Raw genomic sequence first — 13,009 nt, 5'->3', positions numbered from 1 at the left:
TCAGAGCCCGGCGTTTTTCAGGCGGTTGGCATGGTTGCGGAATACCACCACCGGGTCGGTTTCGAACAGGTCGGTCAGGCCGATCACCTGGTTGACCTCGTCCAGATGGTTCATGCGGTAGTTGTCGCGGATCACCTTGCCCAGGTGGTTGCTGCAGCGGCCCACCAGGCCATCGTTCTGGGAGTCGGCCTTGCCGACAAAGGCGGCGGAGACCAGCGCCAGCGGCACATCCAGCGGGTCGAGCAGGTTGGTCACATGGCCGGTACCGCCCCAGGAGTAGTAGCGGATGCCGTTCACCACATAGCTGCCTTCACCGCAGGCACTGGTCGGTACCCCGGCGGGGAAGCGGGCATTGAAATCCGCCGCGCCGGCGGTGGTCAGGGAGGCCAGCCCGGCCAGGGAATCCTGCGGCAGTTTTTCGCCGGCGGCCAGGCCGATCAGGGTGCCGAAGGCGTTGACGATGGAGCCCACGCCGTTGCTCAGGCCATCACCGGCCACATCGGAGACCGAAGCAATCACATCGGCCACCGGCGAACCCTTGGTCGGGCCGCCCACGGAGGTCACCGAGGCAATGCGGTCGGGAATGGCGGCGGCCACATAACGGATCGACTGGTTGCCGTGGCTGTGGCCGATCAGGTTGACCTTGTCGGCGCCGGTGATGGCGAGAATATCCAGCACCTGTTCCAGCAGCTGTTCGCCACGGACCTCTGACGATTCGAAGGAGGAGACCTGGGTCAGGTAGACCTTGGCGCCGCGATCCTGCAGGTCACCGGGGATGCCGTACCAGTAATCCAGCGGCCCGGCCTTGTCGAAGCCGGCCATGCCGTGGGCCAGCACGATGGGGTAACGGGTCTTGGCGTAGCTGGAATCCACCGAAAACCAGCTGAACCAGCCGGCGAAGGCCGGGGAGGCACAGGCGAGCAGGAAAACAGGCAGTACCAGGCGTTGGAAGTAGCGTTTCATTGTGAACCCTCGTGTTTTTGTTTTAAGGGGGGCTGTGGAGGTTTCAGGGGGGATTCCACAAGCACCGCCATGCTCCATCAGCCGGCGCCCCGGGGCCATAACAGAAAAGGACAGGCAAATGACCGGATTGGGACATTCTCTGGCATTTGTCCGTATTTGTTCGTAGATTTAGAGACACCAGAAGAATACTAAAAACAGGTCCGAGTCATGCCGGTAACGGTACCTCATTGCAAGGTATCCATTGATGTGGTGCGCCAGATAATGAGTCTGGGTCGCTCCCGGGGTGTGCCAGTGGATGCGTTGCTCGAAGAGCATGGCATTCGCATTGAGCCCCTGGAGAACGACCCGGCCTATATGTCGGGCGAAGCCTTCGAACGCCTCCTGTCAGTGGGCTTTCGGGCGCTGCCTTACCCGCTACCCGGGCTGGCGTTCGGCATGACCTCGCAACAGACCGTGTTTGGCCTCAATGCCTACCTGGCCCAGACCGCCAGTACCATCGAAGGCTGTGTGCAGACGATTATCCAGGCCGAGCCGCTGCTCGGTAACGTGGGCACCACCACCCTGCGCCACCAGCCCGGTGAGGCCCACCTGGTCTGGTACTGCCGGTTGGTTGACCCCTATGTGCGCTTCCATGTGAGCGATTTCATCTTCTCTACCCTGGCCCACTTCCTGAATGCCTGCGCCCCCGGTGCCGAATTGCTGCAGGCGGTGCATTTTACCCATGCGCCGCCGCGGGATGCGTCGCTGCTGGAGCGCTATCAGGCAGTGTTTGCCTGCCCGGTCCATTTTGATCAACCGGAAAACCGCATCGTCATGCATGCCAAGGGGCTGGAGCTTACGGTCAACAGCGCCGACCCCAAGCTCAATGCGGTGCTGTCCCGCCATGCGCAATCCCTGCTCGAGGAGCGCAGCCGCGCGGTGTCGTTCACTGACCGGGTCTGCCTGGAGCTCAACCAGTTGATCTGCCAGGGCAATGCCTCCCGGGAAGCGCTGGCCGCCAGCCTTGAAATGACCAGCCGCACCCTGCACCGCAAATTGCAGAAAGAGAGCACCAGCTACCGGGAACTGCTCGACCGCCTGCGTCTGGAGCGGGCCTGTGCCCTGCTGCGCGAGACCGCCCAGCCGGTTCAGGCGGTGGCCAACGATGCCGGTTTCGATGAGGCGCATTCCTTTGCGCGCTGGTTCCGGCAACTCACCGGCCTGTCGCCCACTGAATACCGCGAACAACCGTCGTAACAGAAAACCCCCCGTTCCCCCGGATTATTGGCACGAACGGTCACTGTTGCCTCACCGCGACCATGGTAGCGTTAGCCCTTCATTTTTTGAGGAGCGAACCATGTCCACGTCTACCGTTATGGTAACCGGCGCCTCCGGGTATATTGCCGGCTGGATCGTCAAGGAGCTGCTGGAAGCCGGCCACACCGTGCACGCCACCGTGCGCGACCCCAACAAGGCCACCAGCGTGGATCACCTCAAGGCCATCGCCGAGCAGGCACCGGGCACCCTGAAACTGTTCAAGGCCGACCTGCTGGATGCCGACAGCTTTGATGCCCCCCTGCAAGGCTGCGACATTCTCATGCATACCGCCTCGCCCTTCGTGCTGGAAGGCTTCACCGATGCCTACGAGGCGCTGGTTCGCCCGGCGGTGGAGGGCACCCGCCACGTGCTGGAAGCGGCCAAACGCTGCCCCACGCTCAAGCGGGTGGTGCTGACCAGCAGCGTCGCCTCGGTCTACGGCGACAACGCGGAAATGAAAGGCAAGACGGCCTTCACCGAGGCGGACTGGAACACTACCAGCAGCGTCGATCACAACCCCTACCAGTATTCCAAGGTGGCTGCCGAGCGCGAAGCCTGGAAAATCCACGACACCCAGGACCAGTGGGACCTGGTAACCATCAACCCGGGCATGGTCTACGGCCCCTCGCTGACCCGCGCCAGCAACTCAGCCAGCATTGATACCCTGCTGCAGATGGGCCGCGGCAAGCTGAAAACCGGCGTGCCGGCACTGAGCTATGGCGTGGTGGATGTGCGTGAAGTGGCCCACGCCCACGTGCTGGCCGCGTTTAGCCCGGAGGCCGAAGGGCGCTACATCCTGGTTAACCGGGAGCTGTCCATGCTGGGTATCGCCGATATTCTGCGCAAGCAGTTCGGTAACCGTTATCCCTTCCCGCGCATGCAGGTGCCCAAGGCCATGGTCTGGCTGGTCGGGCCAATGATGGGGCCGGTGACGCGCAAGTTCATCAGCCGTAACGTGGGTCACCCGATCCGTTTTGATAACAGCCGCAGTCAGCAGCTGGGCGTCAGCTACCGGCCGCTGACCGAGACCTTCACCGATCACTTCCAGCAGGTGCTCGATGACGGCCTGGTACGCCCGCGCTGAGCCGGCCCCGGAAAAGGCAGAGCCCATGACCGCGAAAACCGTTCACTGGCAGGATCTGGCCAAAGGCGCCATCCAGATGGTGCCGCAACTGGCCGACATCCGCCGCACCAACCTGCTGCGTCTGGCCGGTCTGCGCCCCAGCCGTCGCCAGTCCATCGGCCGGGTACTGGAGTACTGGGCCCGCAAGACACCCAATCAGGTGGCGCTGACCTTTGAAGGCCGGCAGTGGAGCTACCGGGAGTTCAACGCCTGGGCCAACCGTATCGCTGCCTGCTGGGCCGAGCAGGGCGTGGGCCCCGGCGACCGGGTAGCCATCCTGATGGAAAACCGCCCGGAGGTGCTTGCCTGCGTGGCCGCTACCCTCAAGCTGGGCGCTATCGCCGGCATGCTCAACCATAACCAGCGCGGTGAAGTCCTGGCCCACAGCATCCAGCTGGTGGATCCCAAGCTGCTGGTGATCAGCGCCGAATGCCGGGACGCTCTGGCCAGCACTGCCTACACGCCACAACAAACACCGTCGCTGACCTATCTGTGGTTCGGCGGCGACGCCGGGCAAGCGGCGCCGGACGGCTGGCTCGATCTGGACAGGGAAATCGCCAACCAGCGCAGTGACAACCCGGCCAGTACCCGGCGGGTGCGCGCCGGCCAGCCGTGCTTCTATATCTTCACCTCCGGCACCACCGGCCTGCCGAAAGCTTCCAAAATGACCCACTATCGCTGGCTGGCGGCCATGGCTGGTGTCGGTGGCATGACCCTGGGCATGCGCCAGAACGATGTGTTCTATTGCTGCCTGCCGCTTTATCACAACAATGCGCTGACCGTGGCCTGGGGCTCGGTGCTGTCCATGGGCGCCACCCTGGCGCTGGATCGCAAGTTCAGTGCCTCGCGCTTCTGGGACCGGGTGCGCGAGAGCAACGCCACCGCCTTCTGCTACATCGGTGAGCTGCTGCGTTACCTGCTCAACCAGCCGCCCTGCGACCGTGACCGGCAGCACCGGGTGCGGCTGATCACCGGCAATGGTCTGCGCCCGGAAATCTGGCAGGCCTTCGAAGAGCGCTTCGCCATCCCGCGCATCTACGAGTTCTACGGCGCCAGCGAATCCAACATCGGGTTCATCAACGCCTTTGGCGTGTCACAGACCGCCGGCTTTACCCCCTTGCCCTTCGCCATCGTCGAGTTCGACCACGACAGCGAAGAACCGCGCCGCAATCACCGCGGTTTCATGCAGCGTATCCCCAAAGGCGGCGTCGGCCTGCTGATCAGCGAAGTGACCAAACGCCGGCCCTTCGACGGCTACACCGACCCGGCCGCCGACGAGAAAAAACTGCTGCGCGATGTGTTCAAGAAAGGCGACTGCTGGTTCAACTCCGGTGACCTGGTGCGCGACCAGGGCATGCGTCATATCCAGTTCGTGGATCGGGTCGGCGACACCTTTCGCTGGAAAGGCGAGAACGTGGCCAGTGGCGAAGTCGAAGGGGTGCTGGGGCAGTTCCCGGCCATCGATCATGGCGTGGTCTATGGCGTCAGCGTGCCCGACAGTGATGGCCGCGCCGGCATGGCCGCGGTCACCCTCAACGACGCGGCCCACTGGGATGGCCAGGCCCTGGCCCGGCATCTGTGCGGGGCTCTGCCGGCCTACGCGGTGCCCCTGTTCGTGCGCCTGCGCGCCCACCAGGAAACCACCGGCACCTTCAAATACCGCAAGGTCACGCTGAAGCAGGAAGGCTTCGATCCGAACCGGGTGGATGACCCGCTCTACGTGCTGCTGAATCGCGAGCAGGGCTACCAGCCGCTCACGACGGAGCTGTATGCGCAGATTCAGCGGGGCGATATCCGCCTCTGAACGCGCTATTGGCCCAGGCGGCGCTTGTTGGTCAACATCGTAGTTGGTACTTTCGTGCCTCTTTGGCTGTCATACACAGGGGAACAGGATGTACCAGGCCGGCTGGAGCAAGCAGCAACTCGCCATCGTCGCCCAGGGCTATGCCATGCATGGTTACGGCCAGCCCGGTCACCGGGCTTTCGGCACCCGGGCGCCCCTGCATGCGCGCTGCTTCTACATCGCCGATGGTGACGCCGCGCCGCTGATCTACTGCTGTCTGGACCTGGGTTACATCACCCATGCCATGCGTGCCGGCGTGGTGGAACGGCTGCATGCCCACCTGGGCGAAGGCTGGGATGAGCAGCGGCTGGTGCTGACCTGCACCCACACCCATTCCGGCCCCGGTGGTTGCAGCCAGGATGGCCTCTATAACCTGGTCACCCCCGGCTACGTGCCCGCCCATGTGGAGGCCATCGTCGAGGCCTGCGTCAGCGCCATCCTCGATGCCCGTGATCGCGCGGCCCCCACCGAGCTGGCGCTGATCAGCGCGCCGCTGGATGAAGAGACTCCGGTGGCCTGGAACCGCTCCCTGGCTGCCTACAACCGCAACCCGGATGTCACGCCGCGCAGCGACGACCAGACCCACCTGGCTCTGGACCGCACCATGCACGTGCTGCGCTTCCAGCGTGACGGCCAGACCCGCGCGCTGCTGTCCCTGTTCGGTGTCCACGCCACCTGCCTGGGCAGCCACAATCACAACCACGACGGCGACAACAAGGGCTATGCCGCTCTGCATGCCGAGCAGGTGCTGGCGGAGCAGGGCGGCGATCAGGGCATTGATCCGCCGGTGGCGATCTTTGCCCAGGGCACCGCCGGCGATGTATCGCCCCATTACCAGGGCCCCGGCGCCCACCGCCGCCGTCGCCAGCTGAAAGGCGAGGCGGAATATGACTACGCTCGCCAGAACGGCCAGCGCCAGAGCGAACACGCCCTGGCCATGGTCAACAGCGACCAGGCCCTGCCGATCAGCGGCCCGCTGGATGGCGTGCTCACTTACGTGGACATGGGCAATCAGCTGGCCAGCCCGCAGTATGCGGATCAATGCGACAACGCCCGCACCAGCCCACCGTGCCATGGCGTGGCCTTCTTTGCCGGCGCCCCCATTGATGGCCCCGGCATGCCCGCGCCCATGGTCTTCATCGCCAAGCAACTGGCCCGCCGGGTCAAGCGCCGGCGCCTGAAACAGGGCGAGCCGGAATTCGCCCGGCTCTACGCCAGCCAGGGCGTCAAGGACATCCTCATGGAAGCCGGCAGTAAACGGGTACTGGGCTACCCGCTGGATCGCATTCCGCTCCCCGGTTTTGCCGACCCGCTGGTGGCCGAGCTCAAGCGCCAGGTCAGCATCGGTGCCCTTGCGCAAAGTGCCATGGTGCCCTCGGTCTTGCCATTGCAGATCCTGCAGCTGGGCAACCTGCGGCTGGTGTGTGCGCCGGGGGAGTTCACCACCGTGGCCGGTCGGCGCCTGGTGCAGGCGGTGAGCGCACAGTGGCCGGCGCAGGCGGACAATGCCCGTACCCTGATCAGCACCTACTGCAATGACTACATGGGCTACGTGACCACCCGCCAGGAATATCAGGAGCAGGCCTACGAAGGCGGGCACACGGTATTCGGCCAGTGGACCCTGGCCGCGTTCCAGACGTGTTTTGCCCGGCTGGCCGGCGCCCTGGAGCAACCGCCACAGGCCCGCGACCACGACACCAGCACACGCCCGCCGGCAACCCCGGCCGCCGAGCTGGCCCTGCGCAGCAACCTGCCGCCACGCCCCTGAGGGCTGACGCCCGGCGAAAGTGCTATGCCGGGCGGCCACAGTTGCTACACTGCACGCCTGTTTCCTTACCCCCGGGCCTTGCCGTGACTGATGCCTTGTTTTCCTCGCTGCCGCTGGGCAGCGACATGCTCGCCAATCTCGATACCCTCGGCTATACCCGCATGACACCGGTGCAGGCGGCCAGCCTGCCGCTGTTGCTGCAGGGCCGTGACGTGATTGCCCAGGCCAGCACCGGCAGCGGCAAGACCGCCGCCTTCGGCCTGGGCCTGCTGCACCCGCTCAATCCACGCTATTACGGTTGCCAGGCGCTGGTCATGTGCCCCACCCGCGAGCTGGCCGATCAGGTGGCGGCTGAAATTCGGCGTCTTGCCCGTGGCCCGGGCAACATCAAGGTGCTGACCCTGTGCGGCGGTCAGCCCATCGGCCCGCAAATCGGTTCGCTGGAACATGGCGCGCAGATTGTGGTGGGCACACCGGGGCGCCTGCTCAAGCACCTGAGCAAGGGCACCCTCAGCCTCGACGGCCTCAATACCCTGGTACTCGATGAAGCCGACCGCATGCTCGACATGGGCTTCTTCGACGATATTGCCGAAGTGATTCGCCAGACCCCGGCGCGCCGCCAGACCTTGCTTTTCTCCGCCACCTACCCGGCGGGCATCAAGCAGCTGGCGGAAACCTTCATGCGCGACCCGGCCCATGTGGAAGTGCAAGCGCTGCATGACAACACCCGCATTGAGCAGCGCTTTTATGAGGTGGAGCCCCTGCAGCGCTACGAGGCCGTGGCCGGTGCCATTGCCTGCTTCCGGCCCACCAGCTGCGTGGTGTTCTGCGTCACCAAACAGCAGTGCCAGGATGTGGTCAGCCAGCTCTGCCGGCAGGGGCTGTCTGCCCGCGCCCTCAACAGCGACCTGGAACAGCGCGAGCGCGATGAAGTGCTCACTCTCTTCGCCAACCGCAGCCTGACGGTACTGGTGGCCACCGACGTGGCCGCCCGCGGGCTGGATATCGACAACCTGGATATGGTCATCAACGCGGAACTGTCCCACGACCCGCAGACCCACATCCACCGGGTTGGCCGTACCGGCCGGGCCGGCGAGAAGGGCCTGGCCATCAACCTGGTGGCCCCCCGCGAAAGCCGCCGGGCCATGGCCATCGAAGAACTGCAGGGCGAGCCACTCAACTGGCACCCGGTGTCCAGCCTCAAGCCCCGCGAAGGCGAGCCGCTGCGCCCGCCCACGGTGACCCTGTGCATCGGTGCCGGTCGCAAGGACAAGCTGCGCCCCGGCGATATCCTCGGCGCCCTCACCGGTGACGCGGGCATCCCCGGCAACCAGGTCGGCAAGATCACCGTCACCGACTACCAGGCCTTCGTGGCGATCGAACGCGACAGCGCCGGATTGGCCTTGCAGCGATTGATGAACGGCAAGATCAAGGGCAAGAACCGGCGGGTGCGCAAGCTGTAGTCGGCTTTTGTTTCAGACCCGATGATGAAGGGTTGTTGCGTTGCCGGCTGCCGCTGACCCCTGCGGACAAATGTTTTACCATTCGCCGCTATTTGGGGGATGACGGGGAACACCATGAAAAAAGCATGATTGCCATGGCGGCACTGGCACTGGCGGGCTGTGCCAACAAGGGCGGCTATGTACAGTTCCACGATGGCGAACCGCTGCCGCCGGCGCAGAAAGCCATCGTGCAGGGGCATTACGGTTATCGGGATGGCTCCATGGCCAACGAGATGACCCGTATCGTGGCCATCAACGGCAAGACCGTTCCCAAACAATGGTTCGTGGCGGAAGGGGCCAACAAGGTCTCTCTCAAGCCGGGCTATTACGAGCTCAAGATTCTCTACGTGCACGGCGTCAGCCTGATCGACTACTACTCCTACATTACCATCCCGGTGCAACTGGAGAAGAACTGCACCTACCAGATCATTACCACCTGGTCCTCGTTGGATAGCGCCATGACCTATGACCTGATCGGCAAGCCCAGCTCCATGCCGGCCAGCTCTACCTGCGGCCAAGCCATCGTGGAAGATAAAAGTGATAACGACGGGATTTCCATCTAGGTGGGCCAGAGACTCGATCCACGGCAATCTCCTAACCCTATGTAGGCGAAGGCTTACAGACAGCGGCACACATCGCCGGGAATAATCCCCTCACTCAGTCTTTTTTATTAAAAAAATAACTTGTGGGGGAAACAATGGACGTTATCGACAATAGCGGTTCGCCGTTTGATGGGCTGATCATCATCGGCGACAACGGGCTGTACGTGGGCTCGCTGTCTGACAAGGAACAGGCAGAGAAGGTCAGCCAACTGGCCAGCCTGGCAGAGAGCGACGACGGCATCGCCGAGATCGCACCGAAGCTGGACTACATCCCGTATCAGGATATCAACGCCGTCAAATGCAACCTCAAGACCGACCGCATCTATATCGGCTATGACAAACGAGACGGCAAGAAGTCCGAACCCTCGGTTCGCAGCATCAACTGCCAGGATCAGGCCAAGGCCAGAGAAATCCTCGCTCATCTCAAGCTAAAACGCCCTGATTTCAACGAGCAGGAAAAAGAGTATGGGCCGGTGCGTGCCGGCATCAAACCGTCACTGTTCGTGCTGATTTCCGCCGCACTGACCTGGATGGCCATGCTCCTGGCCAAGGAAGTGGCCGCCGGTCACAGCGCCGAGATCAGCGGCTCACACCGCGCCGCCAAGGAACTGTTTCTGTGGCTGGCCGAAACCCTGGGACCCAACGGCACCCTGGTTGTGGGCTGCTTTATCACGCTGCTGTTTGTGCGCTGGCTGGTCAAACGCGTCAAGAATCCGCCGCAGGTATATCTGTTGTATCCGTAAGCACGGGCCGATCTTTCGAGGGCGGTGAATACCTACCTGAAGAGTGTTTAAACAATGTCTGCTTTGTGATTGTGTAGATTTGGAACGTGCTTGCACGGAATAATAGGGGCCTGCCAGGGTGGCATGGCCTTAAACATCACAATCCAGTGAAGGAATGCCTGACGGTTGCTTTTTCACAGGTTCGCCTGGCGCTGTCTTCATTGGGTTCACCTGCCTGATCGGAGGGAATGATGAATCGCCTTCTGGCTGTGTGCGGCGCGTTTTTACCCCTATGGCTCCATGCCGAGCCTTCTCAAGATCCGGTTTTAGGTCTGGAGATCGGTCAGCGTTGCCAGTCTGCGCTTGAGGCCGAGTATCAGCGTGGCTCCACATTCATAGAGCCTCTTTACCAGCAAGACGGTAACGCCTTTGCGTATTTCAATACTCGTTATTTTGGGCATGACGCCCAATCATTCTACTCGTGCATTGCTGGCAAGCTGGATCTGCTCAGTATCCGCTACAGCAGCGACTCGAAAGCGGCGCTCATCAAGCTGTTTGACACTGTCTATCTGCCGATGCGGCTGAAATTTGGCAAGCCGTTTTATAACGGGCGAGCGCTGTCTCCATCAATACGCCTCAAGGCGGCCATTGATCCCCATGATTTACGCAGTGAGTTCATGGATACCGCCATTTGGCGCGTTAGCCGGGACATGACCGTGGTGATGAGCGTGGAGGAAAGTCTACAGTTCCCGGGCAAGTGGCAGTTTTCGGTGGATCTCTCCGGGCCAGTTATGACAGCCTTCGAGGATTTCAATGGTGATTTAAGCGGCGAGGCTGCCGGCCAAGGCGTTGAGTCGATAGATAGATAAGTATCGCCGTTTCCCCAGTCGCTAGATTGGTCCGCGTACCCCGAAAAAGGCACCTTTAGGAGCGCCGCTGGCGGCGCGATCACCCATCAGTAAACGACGCAGCCATATATCACCGTTCGCTACTTGTTGGTCAGACGATTGAAGCCTGTTCATTTTTGCGTTGCGATTGTGTAAATTCGGAACTGGATCACAAATAAATCGCCAGCCAGGACCGGCAGGCCATAAAAAGAAAGAGGGGAACGGATGCCAGTTTGCCATCATTATTCTGTCACGGGAGCTGTGTGCGCGGATGTTTTAGCGCAACAGAAAATACCTGCATGGCGTGTGGATATCAGGGGCTGACCCTGTATGGCCACCGTTATCCCCAACCTCAGCACCCTGCGCGGCATGACCGCGGGCGAGCGGCGCCTGGGGCAGCGGCTGGAAACGCTGCTGGAGGATGACTACACCGTCTGGTACGACACCCCGGTGGGCCGTAACCGGCGTTATCCTGATTACATCATTCTGCATCCCGGTCGTGGCCTGCTCTTTCTGGAGGTGAAAGACTGGAAGCTGGATACCCTCAAGCGAATCACGCCCCGGGATGTGGAGATTCATACCCCGGATGGCCTCAAGACCGTTAGCAATCCGCTACAGCAAGCCCGTCAGTGTGCGCTCACCGCCATCAAGAAGCTGCAGCGCGATGAGCACCTGCAACAAACCTGCGCCCAGCACAAAGGTAAACTCTGCTTCCCGTGGGGCTATGGGGTAGTGTTCCCCAATATCACCCGCAAGCAATGGAACGAGGCCATCAGTGAGGAGCATCAGGAGCTGGTGCTACCGCCACACCGGCTGATCTGCCGGGATGAAATGACCGCCACCGCCGACCCGGAGGTCTTCCAGGAACAGCTCTGGGCCATGTTCGATTACGCCTTCGGCGACAAACTCAGCCTGCCGCAGATTGATCGTATCCGCTGGAATCTGTTCCCGGAAATCCGCATCAACGCGCCCCAGCAGGGGTTGTTTGACGACGGTGACGATGAGGCTGATGAAGAAAGCGAGCAGAGTGGCGGGCAAGGGCAGGGCAGTTTCTCAGGCTCCCGGGCCGTGGCAGAGAGCCAACCTGGCTATAGCGCCATCCCGGATATCGTCCGTGTCATGGACCTGCAGCAGGAACAGTTGGCCCGCAGCATGGGCGAGGGTCACCGGGTTATTCATGGTGTCGCAGGCTCAGGCAAGACGCTGATCCTCGGCTACCGCTGCCTGCACCTGGCCCAGGCCGTCACCAAGCCGATTCTGGTGCTGTGCTTCAACATCACCCTGGCTGCCCGGCTGCGCAGCTTTGTTGCCGAAAAAGGCATCGAAGAAAAAGTGCAGGTACACCACTTCCATGAATGGTGTGGCCGGCAACTGCAAACCTACAACGTGGATCTGATCCCCGCCACGCCCGAATTAAAACCCTGGGAACGGCAGGTGGAAACGGTGATTCAGGCCGTGGACAACGGCCAGATCCCCGGCGCCCAATACAGCGCGGTCATGATCGACGAAGGCCACGACTTCGAGCAGGACTGGCTGGCCCTCATCGTTCAGATGATCGACCCGGACACCAACTCCCTGCTGCTGCTCTACGACGATGCCCAGTCCATCTACAAGAAGCGTAGCCTGAAATTCCCCCTGTCCAGCGCCGGCATCCAGGCCCGTGGCCGTACCACCATTTTGAAACTGAACTACCGCAACACCCGCGAGATCCTCAGCTACGCCTACGATTTCGCAAAGGACTTCTTGCAAGCCCAGGACGCCGACGACGACCACATTCCCCTGATCGCACCAGAAATGGCCGGCGCCAGCGGCCCGCCACCGGCATTCCGCAAGTTCGACACCTTCAACGACGAAGCCCACTACATCGCCCGCTGCATTCGTAAATGGCACCAGAACGGCCAGCCGCTCAACAACATCGCGGTGATCTACGGCTATAACTGGCAGGCAGAAACGCTGCAACGGGCGCTCAAGCGGGAAAACCTTCCCCACGCCTGGCTGAAAGATAACGCCAGCAAGAAAGCCTACGACGCCAATGCTGGGCGCATTGCGTTACTCACTCGGCAAAGCAGCAAGGGGCTGGAGTTCGATACCGTGGTGCTGGCGGGGTTGGGTGGATTGAAGGATGACGAGGAGAATCTGGAGAGTGAGGTGCGGTTGTTGTATGTGGGGATGACTAGGGCTCGGCAGCAGTTGTTGTTGACGGGGAGTGGGGGGAATTGGTTTGTGGGGCGGTTTGAGCTAGCAAGGTGCAACTAAGCCTGCGGGCGATCGGAGGAATGAATGGCGGAAGGATGTGAATCGCC

At 62.1% G+C, this 13,009-nt stretch carries 10 protein-coding genes; 9 read left to right on the top strand and 1 reads right to left on the bottom strand.

The features are described 5' to 3' along the window. On the bottom strand, positions 1 to 963 hold the full coding sequence (locus A11A3_RS15065; protein ID WP_008930191.1) for a lipase family alpha/beta hydrolase: 963 nt from the start codon (positions 961 to 963) through the stop codon (positions 1 to 3). Between the two features lie 207 nt (positions 964 to 1,170). On the opposite strand from A11A3_RS15065, the gene A11A3_RS15060 reads away from it, so the two are divergent. From A11A3_RS15060 to A11A3_RS15020, 9 genes are all read left to right on the top strand, one after another. Further along, positions 1,171 to 2,199 carry an AraC family transcriptional regulator gene (locus A11A3_RS15060; RefSeq protein ID WP_083851783.1) on the top strand — a complete coding sequence of 343 codons (1,029 nt, stop codon included), beginning with the start codon at positions 1,171 to 1,173 and terminating at the stop codon, positions 2,197 to 2,199. A 100-nt stretch (positions 2,200 to 2,299) separates the two neighbouring features. Next, positions 2,300 to 3,343 (top strand): SDR family oxidoreductase, encoded by a 1,044-nt coding sequence (locus tag A11A3_RS15055; protein WP_008930189.1) that lies wholly within the window; start codon positions 2,300 to 2,302, stop codon positions 3,341 to 3,343. After that, a complete protein-coding gene (locus A11A3_RS15050) occupies positions 3,318 to 5,186 on the top strand; it encodes a long-chain-acyl-CoA synthetase (RefSeq protein WP_008930188.1) in 1,869 nt (622 codons plus the stop codon). The genes A11A3_RS15055 and A11A3_RS15050 overlap by 26 nt, the downstream gene beginning before the upstream one ends. An 88-nt stretch (positions 5,187 to 5,274) precedes the next feature. Then, positions 5,275 to 6,993, top strand: coding sequence for a neutral/alkaline non-lysosomal ceramidase N-terminal domain-containing protein (locus A11A3_RS15045; RefSeq protein WP_008930187.1), 1,719 nt, complete (start codon positions 5,275 to 5,277; stop codon positions 6,991 to 6,993). 83 nt (positions 6,994 to 7,076) lie between these two features. After that, positions 7,077 to 8,456: an ATP-dependent RNA helicase DbpA gene (gene dbpA, locus A11A3_RS15040; RefSeq protein WP_008930186.1), complete on the top strand. Its 1,380-nt coding sequence runs from the start codon at positions 7,077 to 7,079 to the stop codon at positions 8,454 to 8,456. A gap of 125 nt (positions 8,457 to 8,581) precedes the next feature. After that, positions 8,582 to 9,058 carry a hypothetical protein gene (locus A11A3_RS15035; RefSeq protein WP_157375752.1) on the top strand — a complete coding sequence of 159 codons (477 nt, stop codon included), beginning with the start codon at positions 8,582 to 8,584 and terminating at the stop codon, positions 9,056 to 9,058. 134 nt (positions 9,059 to 9,192) lie between these two features. Beyond that, positions 9,193 to 9,840: a hypothetical protein gene (locus tag A11A3_RS15030; RefSeq protein WP_008930184.1), complete on the top strand. Its 648-nt coding sequence runs from the start codon at positions 9,193 to 9,195 to the stop codon at positions 9,838 to 9,840. Positions 9,841 to 10,070: 230 nt separating this feature from the next. Continuing rightward, the gene (locus A11A3_RS15025) at positions 10,071 to 10,688 is read left to right on the top strand and encodes a hypothetical protein (protein WP_008930183.1); all 618 of its coding nucleotides are present in this window, start codon (positions 10,071 to 10,073) and stop codon (positions 10,686 to 10,688) included. 348 nt (positions 10,689 to 11,036) lie between these two features. Then, positions 11,037 to 12,962: a 3'-5' exonuclease gene (locus tag A11A3_RS15020; RefSeq protein ID WP_008930182.1), complete on the top strand. Its 1,926-nt coding sequence runs from the start codon at positions 11,037 to 11,039 to the stop codon at positions 12,960 to 12,962. The last annotated feature ends 47 nt before the right edge of the window (positions 12,963 to 13,009 follow it).

The sequence above is a fragment of the Alcanivorax hongdengensis A-11-3 genome (assembly GCF_000300995.1).
GTDB lineage: Bacteria > Pseudomonadota > Gammaproteobacteria > Pseudomonadales > Alcanivoracaceae > Alcanivorax > Alcanivorax hongdengensis.
The sequence above is the reverse complement of the archived record's forward strand: the minus strand, read 5'-3'. Positions and strand labels throughout refer to the sequence as shown.

Coding starts and splice junctions, on each gene's coding strand:
- A11A3_RS15065 (WP_008930191.1), bottom strand. CDS start 963: ATGAAACGCTACTTCCAACGCCTGGTACTGCCTGTTTTCCTGCTCGCC.
- A11A3_RS15060 (WP_083851783.1), top strand. CDS start 1,171: ATGCCGGTAACGGTACCTCATTGCAAGGTATCCATTGATGTGGTGCGC.
- A11A3_RS15055 (WP_008930189.1), top strand. CDS start 2,300: ATGTCCACGTCTACCGTTATGGTAACCGGCGCCTCCGGGTATATTGCC.
- A11A3_RS15050 (WP_008930188.1), top strand. CDS start 3,318: ATGACGGCCTGGTACGCCCGCGCTGAGCCGGCCCCGGAAAAGGCAGAG.
- A11A3_RS15045 (WP_008930187.1), top strand. CDS start 5,275: ATGTACCAGGCCGGCTGGAGCAAGCAGCAACTCGCCATCGTCGCCCAG.
- A11A3_RS15035 (WP_157375752.1), top strand. CDS start 8,582: ATGATTGCCATGGCGGCACTGGCACTGGCGGGCTGTGCCAACAAGGGC.
- A11A3_RS15030 (WP_008930184.1), top strand. CDS start 9,193: ATGGACGTTATCGACAATAGCGGTTCGCCGTTTGATGGGCTGATCATC.
- A11A3_RS15025 (WP_008930183.1), top strand. CDS start 10,071: ATGAATCGCCTTCTGGCTGTGTGCGGCGCGTTTTTACCCCTATGGCTC.
- A11A3_RS15020 (WP_008930182.1), top strand. CDS start 11,037: ATGGCCACCGTTATCCCCAACCTCAGCACCCTGCGCGGCATGACCGCG.